This is a genomic window from Sporosarcina saromensis (genome assembly GCF_033253735.1).
Taxonomy (GTDB): domain Bacteria; phylum Bacillota; class Bacilli; order Bacillales_A; family Planococcaceae; genus Sporosarcina; species Sporosarcina saromensis.
Genome location: NZ_JAUBDI010000011.1, coordinates 1 through 16717, shown reverse-complemented (window position 1 = coordinate 16717; position 16717 = coordinate 1). Strand labels below are relative to the sequence as shown.

Genomic DNA, 16717 nt, shown 5'->3' with positions numbered 1-16717 from the left:
ATGACATGAATTTTAACCTTTCTGAAGAACATGAAATGATTCGTAAAATGGTGCGCGATTTTGCGGTAAAAGAAGTCGCGCCTACCGCGGCTGAACGGGATGAAGAGGAACGTTTTGATAGGAAGATTTTCGAGAAGATGGCGGAGCTTGGGTTGACAGGTATTCCTTGGCCGGAAGAGTATGGCGGAATCGGTAGCGATTATTTGGCGTATGTCATTGCAGTCGAAGAATTGTCACGGGTTTGCGCATCGACGGGGGTTACGTTATCCGCACATACGTCCCTCGCCGGATGGCCGGTATTTAAATATGGGACGGAAGAACAGAAGCAGAAATACCTCCGTCCAATGGCGGAAGGAACGAAAATCGGTGCTTACGGTTTGACGGAACCAGGTTCAGGGTCTGATGCGGGTGGTATGCGGACAACAGCAAAACTCGACGGTGATGCCTATGTACTGAACGGTTCCAAGATTTTCATTACAAACGGCGGAATTGCAGACATTTACATCGTGTTCGCAGTCACAGACCCGGATTCCAAGCATAAAGGAACGAGTGCGTTCATCGTCGAAAAGGATTTCCCAGGATTCTCGGTCGGTAAAAAAGAAAAGAAACTCGGCATCCGTTCTTCACCGACAACGGAAATCATGTTTGACAATTGCCGTGTTCCGAAAGAAAATCTGTTAGGGGCAGAAGGCGAAGGTTTCATTATCGCAATGAAAACGTTGGATGGTGGACGTAATGGCATCGCAGCACAAGCTGTTGGAATTGCGCAAGGTGCACTCGACGCGGCGACGGACTATGCGAAAGAGCGTGTGCAATTCGGCAAACCGATTGCGGCCAATCAAGGCGTCGGTTTTAAGCTTGCGGACATGGCAACAGCGACGGAAGCTTCTCGTCTGTTGACGTACCAAGCGGCTTGGCTCGAGTCGAACAACTTACCGTATGGAAAAGCGTCCGCAATGGCGAAATTGATGGCCGGTGATACGGCGATGAATGTGACGACAGAGGCCGTGCAAGTGTATGGCGGCTACGGCTACACGAAAGATTATCCGGTCGAACGTTTCATGCGCGATGCGAAAATTACGCAAATCTATGAAGGCACACAAGAAATCCAACGACTCGTCATCTCCCGTATGCTAACAAAATAATCGGGGGTGCAACATGCAGTTCAAACGCGAAGTCCAATCATCCGTCAAAGATGAGAACTTAATTGAAAAAAGACGTGAACAAATTATCGATGGTGCGGTGAAGCTCTTTAAGGAAAAAGGGTTTCACCGTGCAACGACGAGAGAAATTGCGAAAGCGGCAGGATTCAGCATTGGCACACTCTATGAATATATCCGGACGAAAGAGGATGTTCTCTATCTTGTTTGTGACAGTATTTACAATGAAGTGCAAAGCCGCTTATCGACGTCGATGGACCAAGAAGGCAATGTCGAAGGATTACGAAGTGCGATCGACACGTATTTCCATCTGATCGACGACATGTCCGACGAATTTGTCGTCATGTACCAAGAGTCGAAGTCATTGCCAAAAGACGCCTTGCAATATGTGCTGAAAAAAGAGATGGAAATGGTGTCGCTCTTTAAACGGCTCATCCATGCATGCGTGAAGTCAGGGGAACTGCGCATTACGGAAGAGGCGGTCGACATCGCGGCGCACCATGTCGTCATCCAAGGGCAAATGTGGGCGTTTAGAAGATGGGCGATTCAAAGTCAGTACTCGATCGATGCGTTCATCACGCTTCAAACGGACCAGTTATTGAATGGGATTGTGAAAAGTTCGTAAGTTGTCGTTCTTTAAACAGAAGGGGTGAGTGATAAATGGCTACAATTGAAATTTATAAACCGAAGCATCACGTTCGATTCGTCACAGCATCCAGCTTGTTCGACGGACACGATGCGTCCATTAACATCATGCGCCGTATTTTACAATCGACCGGCGCAGAAGTGATTCACTTAGGGCATAACCGCTCCGTTGAGGAAGTCGTCAATGCGGCGATCCAAGAAGACGTCCAAGGGATTGCGATTTCTTCCTACCAAGGCGGACACGTCGAATACTTCAAATACATGTACGACTTGCTACAAGAAAGAGGGGCTCCGCACATTCGCATTTATGGCGGTGGTGGCGGTGTCATCTTACCGAAGGAAATTAAAGAACTGCATGATTACGGAATCGCCTGGATTTTCTCACCGGAAGACGGACGTAAACTAGGGCTTCAAGGGATGATCAACCGCATGGTAGAGGAATGTGATTACCTCACAGAAGCGGAAGATGAAATGGCAAACTTGGAGAAGGTGAGCACCGAATGTCCGGAAGTGCTTGCCAACTTGATCACCTATGCAGAAGAAAAGCATAACGAAGACGATCCACAAGCGAAGGCGCTCATTGAGCAAGCAAGAAAGATGACCAAAGACACACCCGTTCTCGGAATTACCGGCACGGGTGGCGCAGGGAAAAGTTCTCTTACGGATGAATTAATCCGCCGTTTCCTCCGGGAGCTGCCTGACAAAAAAGTCGCGATACTATCCATTGATCCGACGAAGCAAAAGACGGGCGGAGCGTTACTTGGTGACCGGATCCGGATGAACGCCATTTTTAACGAGCGTGTGTTCATGCGCAGTCTTGCAACAAGAGGATCACGGTCCGAACTGTCGGGTGCGATCAAAGACGTACTAGACGTTGTGAAAACGGCTGGGTTTGACTTGATTATCGTTGAAACGAGCGGGATCGGGCAAGGGGATGCAGAAATTACGGAAGTGTCCGATGTATCCATGTACGTCATGACGAGCGAGTTCGGTGCACCGACACAGCTTGAGAAAATCGATATGATCGACTTTGCAGACTTGATCGTCATTAATAAATTTGAGCGCAAAGGCTCTGAAGATGCCCGAAGCCAAGTACAAAAACAATACCAGCGCAGCCATCTATTGTTCGATCAAGACTTAGATAAAATGCCTGTCTACGGGACAATTGCGAGCCAATTCAACGATAAAGGAACGAACTCCTTATTCGCTGCGCTCGTTGCCAAGTTGAATGAAAAATGTGGGCTAGACTGGGAAACGTCCTATACGGATTTCGTAAAAACACAAAAACAGAACGTCATCATTCCAAATGACCGGACACATTACTTACGTGAAATCGCGAGTACAATCCGCGATTACCATAAGAAATCGACGCGACAAGTGGAACTTGCCCGTCGTTTATTCCAACTGGAAGGTGCAATGGAAGCGGTTCAGGAAAAAGGGATGGACGACGCACTGGTTGCGTCGCTTCAATCACTTGCCGATGGTGTGCGAGATGAATTGTCTGCCGAATCGAAGCGGATTCTGAATAACTGGGCTACGTTGAAAGAGTCGTATGCGGGCGATGAATTTGTCACGAAAATCCGTGACAAAGAAATTCGGACGCTGTTAACGACGACAAGTTTATCCGGTTTGAAAATCCCGAAAGTGTCATTGCCGAATTTCAAGGATTACGGCGAAATCTTACGTTGGGTGTATAAAGAAAACGTGCCAGGTTCGTTCCCTTACACGGCGGGTGTTTTCCCGTTCAAGCGGGTAGGGGAAGATCCAAAGCGTCAATTTGCGGGGGAAGGTACGCCTGAACGGACGAATCGTCGGTTCCATTATTTATCAAAAGATGATGATGCAAAACGGTTATCGACTGCGTTTGACTCCGTGACGTTGTACGGGGAAGACCCGGATGAACGCCCGGATATTTACGGGAAAGTTGGAGAATCAGGCGTCAGCATTTGTACACTTGACGATATGAAAAAGCTATACGACGGCTTTGACTTATGCGCACCGTCGACATCGGTTTCGATGACGATCAATGGACCGGCACCGATCATTTTGGCGATGTTCATGAACACAGCTGTTGACCAGCAAGTGAAGTTGAAAGAGGAAGAACTCGGTCGTGTCCTCACAGTTGAAGAATTTACCGAAGTGCGTGATGCAACGTTACAAGTTGTTCGTGGTACCGTGCAAGCGGATATTCTTAAAGAAGACCAAGGACAAAATACGTGCATCTTCTCAACGGAATTTGCGCTTCGGATGATGGGCGATATCCAGCAATATTTCATCGACAAAAAAGTGCGGAACTATTATTCGGTTTCAATTTCGGGGTACCATATTGCAGAAGCAGGTGCCAATCCGATTTCACAGCTCGCGTTCACGCTTGCAAACGGCTTCACGTATGTTGAATATTATTTGAGCCGTGGGATGAACATCGATGACTTTGCACCGAATCTGTCCTTCTTCTTCTCCAATGGTCTTGATCCGGAATATACGGTCATCGGACGTGTTGCTCGCCGCATATGGGCGGTTGCAATGCGGGAGAAATACGGTGCGAACGAGCGGAGTCAAAAGTTGAAGTACCACGTCCAAACGTCCGGACGCAGCTTGCACGCGCAAGAAATCGACTTCAATGACATCCGCACGACGTTGCAAGCACTCATGGCGTTGCAAGACAACTGTAATTCGCTCCATACGAATGCCTATGACGAAGCGATTACGACACCGACGGAAGAGTCCGTACGCCGTGCAATGGCGATTCAGATGATCATTACGAAAGAACACGGCTTATCGAAAAATGAAAATCCGATTCAAGGTTCATTTATCATCGAAGAATTGACGGACCTCGTCGAAGAATCCGTCCTGCAGGAATTCGATAAATTAAATGACCGTGGCGGCGTATTAGGTTCGATGGAAACGCAATACCAACGGGGCAAAATCCAAGAGGAATCAATGCATTATGAAATGAAGAAGCATTCGGGTGAACTGCCGATTATCGGTGTGAACACGTACTTGAACCCGAACCCGCCTTCAGAAGAAGACATTGACAATATGGAAATTGCACGTGCGACACAAGAAGAGAAAGAAACGCAAATTACGAATTTACGCGCGTTCCAATCCAAACATAGCGACGCTTCGGCGGAAGCCCTTCGGAAATTGCAAGAAGTGGCGGTTACGGGCGGTAACATTTTTGCAGAGTTGATGGAAACAGTTAAAGTGGCAAGTCTCGGCCAAATAACTCATGCGCTTTACGAAGTGGGCGGCCAATACCGAAGAAATATGTAAAATCAGAGAAACGCTCTTGGTCTAGAAAGAGAGCGTTTTTCTCATGCCTGCTCGTTTTTGTATGAAAAGGTTGGTACACGTTTCAAGGAAGTTAGAGAGGGTACTTGAACAACTGACGCACGTAGTTAGGTCAAAGGTAAACTGAACTCCAACGTACCGAAAAAAAATCACGCCAAACTAGCGTGTTGCGAGTGGATTTTAATGGTTGGTCAAACGTATAATGGACATAATGACGAAAAAGGGGTGGGGAGATGAAGCTGTATCACCATATTTTAATTATTGCAGTGCTTCTCGCCCTCGTGTTTTTCCTGTATGGCGCAGGTTTAGGGGCAATTCCCTTCATGCTAGCATCCGTTTACCTCGGGTATCTGAGCATCAAAGAATTTCAACGTGTCAAGAAGAGTAAAAGATGGTAGCATAATAGGCACTTCATTGTATATAATGATAAGTATGCTTTTGTTCAGAGAAAGGATGTGCGTATGATGAAACTTAATGAATTGACGAAGGAAGAACTCCTTGAAGAATCAATGATTGACATCGCTTATGCCATATTAACAGACAGACATGAAGCTTTGACGCTCGAGCAATTACTAGCTGAAATTCGCGAGCTGACAGGCATGACAGAACAACAAATACAGGACAAGCTTCTGCAATTTTACACAGATATGAATATCGATGGAAGATTCCTTGCGATTCATGACAACCGTTGGGGACTACGTGAATGGTACCCGGTTGACCAGATCGAGGAAGAAACGGCTCCTGTCGTTAAAGTTCGTAAGAAGAAAAAGAAAAAGGCTTACGATGACGATGACGAAGAGGAAGAAGAAGAAGAAGAAGAAGAACTCCTTGATGAAGATGAGTTGTTCGACGAAGAATTTGACGAACTTGATGACGATGAGGATGAAGAAGACGACGAGGAAGAAGACATCCTTGAAATCGACGAAGACCTTGTCGAAGATGATGAAGACGGGCTTGAAATCGTACCTGACGATGAACTGGATATAGATGATGAAGACGAAGATGAGGAAGATGAAGAAGAGGAAGAAGACATTCTTTAACATTTCCACTTGACTTCGAGCGTCCAAGGATTTAAGATACTGTTTGGGCTCCTTGAAAAAGGACACATGAATCCGTGTATAAGCGCTCCTCTTGTAGATAGACTACAGTGGAGCGCTTTTTTTGATTTTCATTTACATGATCGACCCCTAACAAAAAGGAGGAGCTACACATGACAAAATATATCTTTGTAACAGGCGGAGTTGTTTCATCTTTAGGGAAAGGCATCAATGCCGCATCACTCGGCAGACTATTAAAAAGTAGAGGCCTCCAAGTAACGAACCAAAAGTTTGACCCGTACATTAACCTTGATCCACGTATGATGAGTCCTTACCAACACGGTGAAGTATTCGTGACGGAAGACGGTGCTGAAACAGACCTCGATATCGGTCACTACGAGCGATTCATCGACATTAAATGTAACAAATACTCCAACGTCACGATGGGGAAAGTATATTCCTCCGTGTTAAGAAAAGAGCGCCGCGGCGACTATAAAGGGGCAACTGTTCAAGTTATCCCACACATTACGAATGAAATCAAAAGCCTCATCAAACGTGCGGGCCAAGAAACAAATGCAGATGTCGTCATTACGGAAATCGGCGGTAGTGTTGGTGATATCGAATCCCTACCGTACCTCGAAGCAATCCGTCAAATGAAAACAGACCTTGGCAGAAATGATGTCATGTACATCCACAATACGCTCATCCCATACCTTCATGCTGCAGGGGAAATGAAAACAAAACCGACACAACATAGTGTGAAAGAATTACGTAGCCTTGGCATTCAACCGAACATGATTGTCGTTCGAAGCGAATATCCAGTTCCGCAAGAAATGAAAGACAAAATTGCATTGTTCTGTAACATCAAGCCGGAAGAAGTCATTGAAGCGCTTGACGTAGAAACATTATACGAAGTGCCGATTCGCTTGCATGCACAAAACATGGACAAGATTGTAGTGGATTTCCTAGGACTTGAAACGAAAGAAGCAGACTTAACGGAAATCCAAGAACTTGTTAACCGTGTAAGCCATTTAACTCGTAAAGTAAAAATTGCGCTTGTTGGGAAATACGTAGAATTGCAAGATGCTTACATCTCTGCAGTCGAAGCGTTCCGCCATGCAGGGTACGAATTTGATACGGATATCGAATTCGATTGGATTAATTCAGAAGAAGTGACGAGCGAAAATGTTGAAGCAACCTTAAAAGATGCAGACGGAATCTTCGTTCCAGGCGGATTTGGCGATCGCGGAATCGAAGGGAAAATGGAAGCAGTGCGTTATGCACGTACAAACAACATTCCATTCTTCGGAATCGGTCTTGGTATGCAACTAGCAGCTGTGGAATTCGCACGTAACGTCCTTGGCATTCAAGACGCGCACTCTGTTGAATTCGACAGCGAAACGGAAAACCAAATCATTGAAAACAATCATGATTTCGAAACGCATGCCGGCGTTGATCAACCAAGTGGCGATATGCGCCTAGGTGCTCACCCATGTAAGTTGATCGAAGGCACGAAAGCACAAGCAGCTTATAACGATGAGCTTGTGTACGAGCGCCACCGCCACCGTTTTGAATTTAATAACATTTTCCGTGAGCGTTTCGAGAGCGCAGGCATGGTCGTAGCAGGCGAAAGCCCAGACGGACACCTTGTGGAAATCATCGAATTGAACGATCATCCATTCTTCATGGGCACGCAATTCCAACCACAATTCTCGTCACGCCCAACGCGCCCACAACCGCTAATCCGCGAATTCATTCGCGCATCACTCGAAGCACAAAAAGCGTAAAACAGAAACGGCACCGCCCAACAAATGTGAGGGCGGTGCCGTTTTTTTCTTACATCAATCCTGTTTTTTCATCAAGTCTTTTATCTTCAAAAATGCAGTAAAACTAGGATAGATAAGTATAACTCAATCCAAAGGAACATCCATCATCTGAACACAAGACATTCCTTCAGCATATTATTGCAAGATAACAAAACCGTTAATGTGTCAAAGGCATTCAGCGCGACAAGCGCATTCCCTTACAGAATCTCTCCCGCGGATCACAATGCCGCAAAAGTCACCCGTTCGCCGCATGACTCCTCGAAACGCGGCAAACTACTTCCGAACACGGCATAACGTCTCAAAACGCGGCATAACTCTTCCGTTCGCCGCATAACTTCTCAAAACGCGGCAAACTTCGTCCGAACACGGCATAACTTCTCGAAACGCGGCAAACATCTTCCGGAAGCGGCATAACTTCTCGAAACGCCGCATAACTCCTCAAAACTCCGCATAAATCACGCGAATGCCGCATAACTCCTCAAAACTCCGCATAAATCACGCGAACACCGCATAACTCCTCCAAACACCGCATTAACCTACTCAATCCTCTTCAAAAATCATCTCATCATACGCCATCTTCACCGCTTCATACAAAAACAAAGCAACGAGCAAATGGGGCTGGACGATTCTTGATCCATCATCCGCCGGCAAAATTCCTTTCACTAATCCAGTAGCCATATACGTATACGCCAACTCCGCCAATTCATTCCCTTCAACTGCCTTTTCACCCGCAACAACAGCGAATGGAATGAATTGGTCAGCGAGCTCTCTAGCCAATTGCAGTGCACGTTCATCCGCAGCGGATCGCGCAAATAGCCAAATCCGATCTGCAGATTGAATGTCCATTCCTTGTTCATATGGAATTGCCCCTTTAAATGGCTCTGCGCCATGAGCGGCATTCAATGCGACGCCTTGCATTTCATCAAAACCTGCAAAAATGACTCGACCTTGTCCAATTGTAGCCTGCGCCAATAAACGTGCAGTTTCTTCAATAGCTTCTTCATTATTTGAACCAGCCCGTTGTAGAAGTCCGCCGGTTTGTGTCGTCAATATTTTCATCTGTTCAATCACCTCGTCATTCATTATAATTTTTATCGAAAATAAAACCAAATTAGACGGTGTAAACTAAAATCTTGGAAGTTATCTTACAATAACGAGAGAAAAAAGAAGGATATCATCAATTTATGTTGAATTCAATCTTTATAAGTTATTTTAATAAAAAGGGGTGGGCCAATTGAAGACCTTGCTAATTGTAGACGACCAAACCGGAATACGTCTTCTATTGAATGAAGTCTTCACAAAAGAAGGGTTTGCAACGAGGTTGGCCGCGAATGGTGCCGAAGCAATGCAATCGGTAGCAGAAGTACAACCGGATTGTGTTTTGCTGGACATGAAAATGCCGGGCATCGATGGGGTAGAAGTGCTAAAACGTATAAAAAAAGACTGGCCGGAGATTCCTGTAATCATGATGACGGCATATGGTGAAATCGATTTAACGAAAGACGCAATGGAGCATGGAGCAATCAGGTACTTTACGAAACCCTTCAACATTTATGAAGTGCGCGATGCTGTCCTCGAAACAATTAACAAAACAACTCGTTAGCATGAAAATGTGAATATGCTTGACGGACAGCCAGACAGTAGTAAATACTGTCTGTTTTTGTTATGATAAAAGAGGTAAATAACATAGTGATAAATCAATTCATCTCAACAATCCAGAGGAGGATTTTTTCATGGCACTTGTTTCAATGAAAGAAATGATGATTAAAGGTAAGCAAGAAGGATATGCAATCGGGCAATTTAACTTAAATAATTTAGAATATACGCAAGCGATTTTACAAGCTGCGCAAGAAGAAAATTCACCTGTCATTCTTGGTGTCTCTGAAGGTGCAGGTCGTTATATGGGCGGTTTCACAACTGTCGTCAACATGGTAAAAGGACTCATGCATGATTATAAAATTACCGTGCCGGTAGCCATTCACCTTGACCACGGATCAAGTTTTGAAAAATGTAAAGAAGCGATTGACGCAGGATTCACGTCTGTCATGATTGACGCTTCATCCAAACCACTCGCAGAAAACATTGAAATTACAAAAAAAGTTGTGGAATATGCACATGCAAAAGGTGTTTCTGTAGAAGCGGAATTAGGCGTTGTCGGTGGACAAGAAGACGATGTTGTCGCAGAAGGCGTCATTTACGCAGATCCTGCAGAGTGTAAAGAACTTGTCGACAACACAGGCATTGATTGCTTAGCACCTGCACTTGGATCCGTTCATGGCCCTTACAAAGGCGAGCCGAACTTAGGGTTTGAAGAGATGGAGATCATCTCTAGTCAGTCTGACCTTCCACTCGTTCTTCACGGCGGAACAGGGATTCCAACGAAAGATATCCAACGTTCCATCTCATTAGGAACAGCAAAAATCAACGTCAACACAGAAAATCAAATCGAAGGAACGAAAGCGGTTCGTGAAACATTGAACGCAGATCCGAACGTATACGATCCACGCAAGTATTTGACACCAATGCGCGAAGCAATTAAAAAGACAGTCATTGGCAAAATGCGTGAATTTGGTAGCTCAGGTAAAGCATAATCGCTTTTTCGAACAGAAACGTTGTCCGAAAAGAGGAGAGGCATCGAATCATCGGTGCATTCTCCTTCTTTCCATTCATGAAGGAGGAAGTTAAAAATGAAATTTTTTATTGATACAGCAAACTTTGAGGAAATAAAAGAAGCACATAGTTGGGGAATTCTATCAGGTGTTACAACGAACCCATCTTTAGTAGCGAAAGAGAATATTTCATTCCACGACAGACTACGTGAAATTACTGCACTCGTACCCGGTTCTGTCAGTGCAGAAGTTATTGCGTTAGACGCAGAAGGTATGATTAAAGAAGGTCGAGAGCTAGCAAAAATCGCCCCAAATATTACAGTGAAACTCCCAATGACACCGGAAGGTTTAAAAGCGTGTTCAGTTTTCGCGCAAGAGGGCATTAAAACGAACGTTACACTCATTTTCAGTGCGAACCAAGCATTGCTTGCTGCACGCGCTGGCGCAACGTATGTCTCTCCATTCCTCGGCAGATTAGATGATATCGGTCAAGAAGGTATCCAACTAATTAGCACGATTGCGGACATCTTCACAATCCATGACATCGATACACAAATTATTGCAGCGTCCATCCGTAGCCCGCAACATATTACAGATTCAGCATTAGCTGGAGCGCACATTGCAACAACTCCTTTCAACGTGCTCAAGCAATTGTTCAATCACCCGTTGACAGACAAAGGTATCCAACAATTCCTCGCAGACTGGGAAGCAAGAAAGAACAAGTGATTCATTAAAGGAGACTGACATGGACGTTTATAAAATTAAAGGCGGTAACCCTTTACAAGGAACTATCAAAGTGAGCGGTGCAAAAAATAGCGCCGTCGCTTTAATCCCGGCATCCATCTTGGCAGATTCTCCCGTAACAATTGATGGACTTCCTGAAATCTCGGACGTCTTCACCCTTCAAGCACTCCTTGAAGACATTGGCGGTAAAGTGGATTTCCAAAATGGGAACATGACGATCGACCCAACTGAAATGATTGCAATGCCACTTCCTAACGGTAAAGTGAAAAAGCTGAGAGCATCGTATTATTTAATGGGTGCGATGTTAGGCCGTTTCAAACATGCGGCAATCGGGTTACCAGGTGGCTGTCATTTAGGTCCTCGTCCGATTGACCAACATATTAAAGGGTTTGAAGCGTTAGGGGCAAAAGTGACAAACGAGCACGGTGCCATCTATTTACGTGCCGACGAACTTCGTGGAGCTAAAATCTATTTGGATGTCGTTAGTGTAGGCGCGACGATCAATATTATGCTTGCAGCTGTACTTGCCAAAGGACGCACCATTATCGAGAATGCGGCAAAAGAACCTGAAATCATTGATGTGGCAACGCTCTTAACGAATATGGGCGCAAACATTAAAGGCGCAGGGACGAATGTCATCCGAATCGAAGGCGTGGAGAAGCTTCACGGTACAAAACATACGATTATACCGGACCGTATCGAAGCAGGAACGTTCATGATCATGGCAGCTGCTGCGGGTGACGGCATTACAATCGATAATGTCATTCCATTCCACGTCGAAGCATTGACCGCAAAACTTCGTGAAATGGGTGTTACTGTTGAAGAGCGCGAAGAACAGATCTTCATTCCGAAGGCGAATAAATTACAGGCAGTCGATGTGAAAACGCTTGTCTATCCAGGGTTTCCGACCGATCTTCAGCAACCATTCTCCGTTTTACTGACACAGGCAGAAGGTTCTTCCGTCATTTCCGACACCATCTATTCAGCCCGTTTTAAACAAATCGACGAATTACGTAGAATGAATGCCGACGGGAAAGTGGAAGGCCAATCGGTGTTATTGAGCGGACCAACCCCATTGGAAGGGGCAACCGTCCGTGCTTCCGATTTACGAGCAGGCGCAGCACTTGTCATCGCAGGGTTGATTGCTAAAGGGGAAACGGAAATTCAGGAAATTGTACACATCGAACGAGGCTATAGTTCGATTATCGAAAAGCTTCGTGGCATTGGAGCGGATATTCGCAAAGAAACCGTTGCCGAAAATGCCGTCATTACCGAATAAAGAACATGTCGAGTTTTTCGTGTGAATGAACAGCTGAAAACTTGGCGAATTGACAAAAAACGGCACGTTCACAATATGCTATACTGAACAATGACAAATTATTTAGCTTGTAGTTGTAAAGCGTATAACGGGAGGAACAATCATAATGGAACGCAGTTTATCGATGGAATTGGTACGTGTAACAGAAGCAGCAGCTATCTCGGCATCACGCTGGATGGGACGCGGTTTGAAAAACGAAGCGGATGACGCCGCGACGACAGCGATGCGTACTGTGTTTGATACGATTCCGATGCAAGGAGTCGTCGTTATTGGTGAAGGCGAAATGGATGAAGCACCGATGCTATATATCGGTGAAGAATTAGGGACAGGACATGGTCCGGCAGTTGACGTTGCAGTCGATCCGCTTGAAGGAACGAACATCGTTGCTTCAGGTGGCTGGAATGCACTCGCAGTTATCGCGATTGCGGACAAAGGCAACTTGCTCAACGCACCAGACATGTACATGGACAAAATCGCAGTAGGTCCTGAAGCGGTAGGAAAGATTAGCATCGACGCTTCTGTCACCGAAAATCTGCATGCCGTAGCCAAAGCGAAAAACAAATCGATTGATGAAGTTGTGGCAACTGTCCTCAACCGTGAACGTCATGGAAAAATTATTGAAGAAATACGAGCAGCAGGCGCACGCATCAAGCTCATCAATGATGGAGACGTTGCAGCTGCAATTAACACAGCATTCGACAATACGGGCGTAGATATCCTCTTCGGCCTCGGTGGTGCTCCTGAAGGCGTTATCGCAGCGGTTGGACTCAAATGCCTAGGCGGCGAAATCCAAGGACGTCTCGTTCCATCAAACGATGAAGAACGTGCGCGATGCGAAAAAATGGGCATCGACGTCAACAAAATCCTATACATGGACGACCTCGTCAAAGGCGACGACGCCATCTTCGCTGCAACCGGCGTAACCGACGGAGAACTCCTCCGCGGCGTCCAACTAAAAGGCGGCTACAGTGAAACCCACTCACTCGTCATGCGCTCCAAATCCGGCACCATCCGATTCGTAGAAGGCCGCCACAGCCTCAAGAAAAAACCGAACCTGGTAATGGAAGACTAAACTAAAGCGGAGGGCGCTTGCTCAGACTCGACAGGCATAAGACGGATTCGCGAAACGGCGCCCTTTGCCGTACAGCGAAGCGGGCTTATGACCCCGAGAGTCTAGCGCCCGCAGCTGGATGATAACTAAAGCGGAGGGCGCTTGCTCAGACAGAGGTTTGCAGTCTAAGTGCGCCACGTCCTGTGGCAACGACTGCATGACCGGCATCGTGCCGGCCTCAGGCATAAGACAGAAATGCGAAATGGCGCTCTTTGCCATGCAGCAGAGCTGACTTATGACCCGAGCAGCTAGCGCCCGCAGCTGGATGCTAACAAAAGCGGAGGGCGGCGTTTAGGCTCGACAGGCGCTGGCCGACTAAGTGCGCCACGTCCTGTGGCAACGTCGGCACTAGTACATCGTGTACGTCGGAAGAATTGAAAAAAGGCGCACTTTGCCTTTATTTCAATTCTGAAGCGACCCGAGAGCCTGCCGCCCGCAGCTGGATGATAACAAAAGCGGAGGGCGCTTGCTCAGACTCGACAGGCATAAGACGGATTCGCGAAACGGCGCCCTTTGCCGTACAGCGAAGCGGGCTTATGACCCCGAGAGTCTAGCGCCCGCAGCTGGATGATAACAAAAGCGGAGGGCGGCGTTTAGCCGCGACGATCCAACATAATAAAGGAGGGCATTCCAAACGGATGCCCTCTAAAAAATAACTACTTATATTCTTCCCGAAATGATAATATAGTAACGAAACGTATGAAATCTTACAAACAACGAAACACTATACACAAAACAATACTAGCTTGCCTCATCGTCCGGTAATCCCCGGACACACTTCTAGTGAGCTTCACCTACCCGATACTCGATAAGACCTCAAAAAACTAAATTTACTAAAGAGTGGTGCATAACGGAATATGTCGATATTAACAATCGCCAGTTTGGAAAATATGACTCTTAAAGAGTTATACGAGCTAGCAAAGGAATACAAGATTACGTATTACAGTAAACTTACGAAAAAAGAACTCATTTTTGCCATCCTAAAATCAAGAGCAGAACAAGAAGGTTTCTTTTTCATGGAAGGGATTTTAGAAATCATCCAGTCGGAAGGGTATGGCTTTTTACGCCCCATCAACTACTCACCGAGTTCAGAGGATATTTATATTTCTGCATCGCAAATTAGACGTTTTGACTTGCGTAACGGGGACAAGGTAACTGGAAAAGTGCGCCCGCCGAAAGAAAACGAACGATATTATGGGTTATTGCAAGTGGAAGCGGTCAATGGAGAAAATCCCGAAGTTGCCCGTGAACGCGTTCACTTCCCGGCGTTGACACCACTTTATCCAGAGCGGCACATCAATTTGGAAACGATTCCTTCAAAACTATCTACGCGGATCATGGACCTTGTTTCGCCTGTAGGTTTCGGACAACGTGGCTTGATTGTGGCACCTCCAAAAGCGGGGAAAACAATGCTGTTGAAAGAAATTGCGAACGCGATTACAACAAACCATCCCGAAGCTGAACTGATCGTTCTCCTGATCGATGAACGACCGGAAGAGGTGACGGACATTGAACGGTCTGTAAAGGCGGACGTTGTGAGTTCGACTTTTGATGAAGTGCCGGAAAATCACGTGAAAGTTGCGGAACTCGTTTTGGAGCGAGCGATGCGCCTCGTTGAACATAAACGGGACGTCGTCATTCTTATGGACTCGATTACGCGTCTTGCGCGTGCGTACAACTTGGTCATTCCACCAAGTGGTCGGACACTTTCAGGCGGGATTGACCCTGCGGCGTTCCACCGTCCAAAGAGATTTTTCGGGGCTGCACGTAACCTTGAAGAAGGCGGCAGTTTGACAATTCTGGCGACAGCGTTGATCGATACGGGCTCGCGGATGGATGAAGTCATTTATGAGGAATTCAAAGGAACGGGTAATATGGAGTTGCATCTAGATCGGAGCCTGGCAGAGCGTCGTATCTTCCCGGCACTCGACATCCGTCGTTCGGGCACACGTAAAGAAGAGCTGCTTATTCCTTCTAATCAACTTGAAAAACTTTGGGCGATCCGTAAAACGTTCTCAGATGCATCCGATTTTGCAGAGCGTTTCTTGAAAAAGTTGCGCCAATCGAAGTCGAATGAGGAGTTCTTCGATAAGTTGAATGAAGAAATGAAAGCGCACCGGAACGGCAAAGGTTTGTTGTAATTAGGCAAACATGCTTTTCTGAATAAAAGAGGAAACAGTTGCGTCGTCCAAGCAGATTTGCTATACTATTTGAGTAAGGTTTCAATAAATTTGCTGCATATACGGTTGACATATACGGACCGTGTAAGGCATCAGTCTTATGCAAGACCTTTAAAACATACTCTGTTCCAGATGGTTCAGGGCGAGAGGAGAGAGACCGATGAGAGCAGGAATTCATCCAAATTACAAACTTGCAACTGTCACTTGTTCATGTGGTAACACATTCGAAACAGGCTCTGTTAAAGAGGACATTCGCGTAGAAGTTTGTTCAGAATGCCACCCATTCTACACTGGACGCCAAAAATTCGCTGCAGCGGACGGACGTATCGACCGCTTCAACAAGAAATATGGCTTCAAAGAAGAAGGCCAAGAATAAGATTGATTCAACCCGCTGGTATCATGCCAGTGGGTTTTTATGTGGAAAAAAACTGTATAATACTGAATTGCTTTTGATGTGTCAAAGGCATTCGGCGCGATGGGGATGGATACGTTCCAATAAGCGATCACCGCGGGTGCTGCATACTGTTTTAGGCGGTTAAACGACGGAAAAATTTCCTGAACGGAGCATAATCCGTTGGAACGCAGCAAAACTCCGTCAAACGCCGCATAACTGGCTGGAACACGGCAAAACTCCGTCAAACGCCGCATAACTGGTTAGAACACAGCAAAACTTGGTACCGTCAAGAAGTATGTGTAACACACAATAGCCAACAATTTAGCTGATTTTACATGGAGTGGCGGACATGTTAGCCTTGGCAGGCTAGGCCAGCTTGTTAATAAAGCTGACCTCATGGCC

The 16717-nt window shown here is 46.1% G+C and carries 14 protein-coding genes; 13 read left to right on the top strand and 1 reads right to left on the bottom strand.

The window, feature by feature from the left end; translation table 11 throughout:
* Positions 1 to 5: 5 nt before the first annotated feature.
* The 6 genes from QT711_RS11940 (at position 6) to QT711_RS11915 (ending at position 7920) form a co-directional block, all read left to right on the top strand.
* On the top strand, positions 6 to 1145 hold the full coding sequence (locus QT711_RS11940) for an acyl-CoA dehydrogenase (protein ID WP_317944548.1): 1140 nt from the start codon (positions 6 to 8) through the stop codon (positions 1143 to 1145).
* Between the two features lie 13 nt (positions 1146 to 1158).
* Entirely contained in the window at positions 1159 to 1785 is a 627-nt protein-coding gene (locus QT711_RS11935; protein ID WP_317944546.1) for a TetR/AcrR family transcriptional regulator, read from the top strand.
* A gap of 35 nt (positions 1786 to 1820) precedes the next feature.
* Complete coding sequence (gene icmF / locus QT711_RS11930; protein ID WP_317944544.1) at positions 1821 to 5078, top strand: fused isobutyryl-CoA mutase/GTPase IcmF; 3258 nt, start codon at positions 1821 to 1823, stop codon at positions 5076 to 5078.
* 251 nt (positions 5079 to 5329) lie between these two features.
* Positions 5330 to 5494, top strand: a complete 165-nt coding sequence (locus tag QT711_RS11925) for a hypothetical protein (RefSeq protein ID WP_317944542.1) — start codon at positions 5330 to 5332, stop codon at positions 5492 to 5494.
* A gap of 66 nt (positions 5495 to 5560) precedes the next feature.
* On the top strand, positions 5561 to 6136 hold the full coding sequence (rpoE, locus tag QT711_RS11920; protein ID WP_317944540.1) for a DNA-directed RNA polymerase subunit delta: 576 nt from the start codon (positions 5561 to 5563) through the stop codon (positions 6134 to 6136).
* Positions 6137 to 6306: 170 nt separating this feature from the next.
* Complete coding sequence (locus QT711_RS11915; RefSeq protein WP_317944538.1) at positions 6307 to 7920, top strand: CTP synthase; 1614 nt, start codon at positions 6307 to 6309, stop codon at positions 7918 to 7920.
* A gap of 579 nt (positions 7921 to 8499) precedes the next feature.
* Here QT711_RS11915 and QT711_RS11910 read toward each other — a convergent pair.
* Positions 8500 to 9042 (bottom strand): DUF2529 family protein, encoded by a 543-nt coding sequence (locus QT711_RS11910; RefSeq protein ID WP_317944536.1) that lies wholly within the window; start codon positions 9040 to 9042, stop codon positions 8500 to 8502.
* A 151-nt stretch (positions 9043 to 9193) separates the two neighbouring features.
* Here QT711_RS11910 and QT711_RS11905 point away from each other — a divergent pair, with 151 nt between their 5' ends.
* From QT711_RS11905 to rpmE, 7 genes are all read left to right on the top strand, one after another.
* The gene (locus QT711_RS11905; protein WP_317944534.1) at positions 9194 to 9562 is read left to right on the top strand and encodes a response regulator; all 369 of its coding nucleotides are present in this window, start codon (positions 9194 to 9196) and stop codon (positions 9560 to 9562) included.
* Positions 9563 to 9692: 130 nt separating this feature from the next.
* Positions 9693 to 10550 (top strand): class II fructose-bisphosphate aldolase, encoded by an 858-nt coding sequence (locus QT711_RS11900; RefSeq protein ID WP_317944532.1) that lies wholly within the window; start codon positions 9693 to 9695, stop codon positions 10548 to 10550.
* A gap of 96 nt (positions 10551 to 10646) precedes the next feature.
* Positions 10647 to 11294, top strand: coding sequence for a fructose-6-phosphate aldolase (gene fsa / locus QT711_RS11895; protein WP_317944530.1), 648 nt, complete (start codon positions 10647 to 10649; stop codon positions 11292 to 11294).
* 19 nt (positions 11295 to 11313) lie between these two features.
* Complete coding sequence (locus QT711_RS11890; protein WP_317944528.1) at positions 11314 to 12591, top strand: UDP-N-acetylglucosamine 1-carboxyvinyltransferase; 1278 nt, start codon at positions 11314 to 11316, stop codon at positions 12589 to 12591.
* A 145-nt stretch (positions 12592 to 12736) separates the two neighbouring features.
* Entirely contained in the window at positions 12737 to 13702 is a 966-nt protein-coding gene (gene glpX, locus QT711_RS11885) for a class II fructose-bisphosphatase (RefSeq protein ID WP_317944526.1), read from the top strand.
* Positions 13703 to 14598: 896 nt separating this feature from the next.
* A complete protein-coding gene (gene rho, locus QT711_RS11880) occupies positions 14599 to 15882 on the top strand; it encodes a transcription termination factor Rho (RefSeq protein WP_317944524.1) in 1284 nt (427 codons plus the stop codon).
* Between the two features lie 199 nt (positions 15883 to 16081).
* Positions 16082 to 16297 (top strand): 50S ribosomal protein L31, encoded by a 216-nt coding sequence (rpmE, locus tag QT711_RS11875; RefSeq protein WP_317944522.1) that lies wholly within the window; start codon positions 16082 to 16084, stop codon positions 16295 to 16297.
* Positions 16298 to 16717 lie beyond the last annotated feature (420 nt).

Excerpts from the sequence above, each read along its gene's own strand:
- QT711_RS11940 (WP_317944548.1), top strand. The coding sequence starts at position 6 with ATGAATTTTAACCTTTCTGAAGAACATGAAATGATTCGTAAAATGGTG.
- QT711_RS11935 (WP_317944546.1), top strand. The coding sequence starts at position 1,159 with ATGCAGTTCAAACGCGAAGTCCAATCATCCGTCAAAGATGAGAACTTA.
- icmF (WP_317944544.1), top strand. The coding sequence starts at position 1,821 with ATGGCTACAATTGAAATTTATAAACCGAAGCATCACGTTCGATTCGTC.
- QT711_RS11925 (WP_317944542.1), top strand. The coding sequence starts at position 5,330 with ATGAAGCTGTATCACCATATTTTAATTATTGCAGTGCTTCTCGCCCTC.
- rpoE (WP_317944540.1), top strand. The coding sequence starts at position 5,561 with ATGAAACTTAATGAATTGACGAAGGAAGAACTCCTTGAAGAATCAATG.
- QT711_RS11915 (WP_317944538.1), top strand. The coding sequence starts at position 6,307 with ATGACAAAATATATCTTTGTAACAGGCGGAGTTGTTTCATCTTTAGGG.
- QT711_RS11910 (WP_317944536.1), bottom strand. The coding sequence starts at position 9,042 with ATGAATGACGAGGTGATTGAACAGATGAAAATATTGACGACACAAACC.
- QT711_RS11900 (WP_317944532.1), top strand. The coding sequence starts at position 9,693 with ATGGCACTTGTTTCAATGAAAGAAATGATGATTAAAGGTAAGCAAGAA.
- fsa (WP_317944530.1), top strand. The coding sequence starts at position 10,647 with ATGAAATTTTTTATTGATACAGCAAACTTTGAGGAAATAAAAGAAGCA.
- QT711_RS11890 (WP_317944528.1), top strand. The coding sequence starts at position 11,314 with ATGGACGTTTATAAAATTAAAGGCGGTAACCCTTTACAAGGAACTATC.
- glpX (WP_317944526.1), top strand. The coding sequence starts at position 12,737 with ATGGAACGCAGTTTATCGATGGAATTGGTACGTGTAACAGAAGCAGCA.
- rho (WP_317944524.1), top strand. The coding sequence starts at position 14,599 with ATGTCGATATTAACAATCGCCAGTTTGGAAAATATGACTCTTAAAGAG.
- rpmE (WP_317944522.1), top strand. The coding sequence starts at position 16,082 with ATGAGAGCAGGAATTCATCCAAATTACAAACTTGCAACTGTCACTTGT.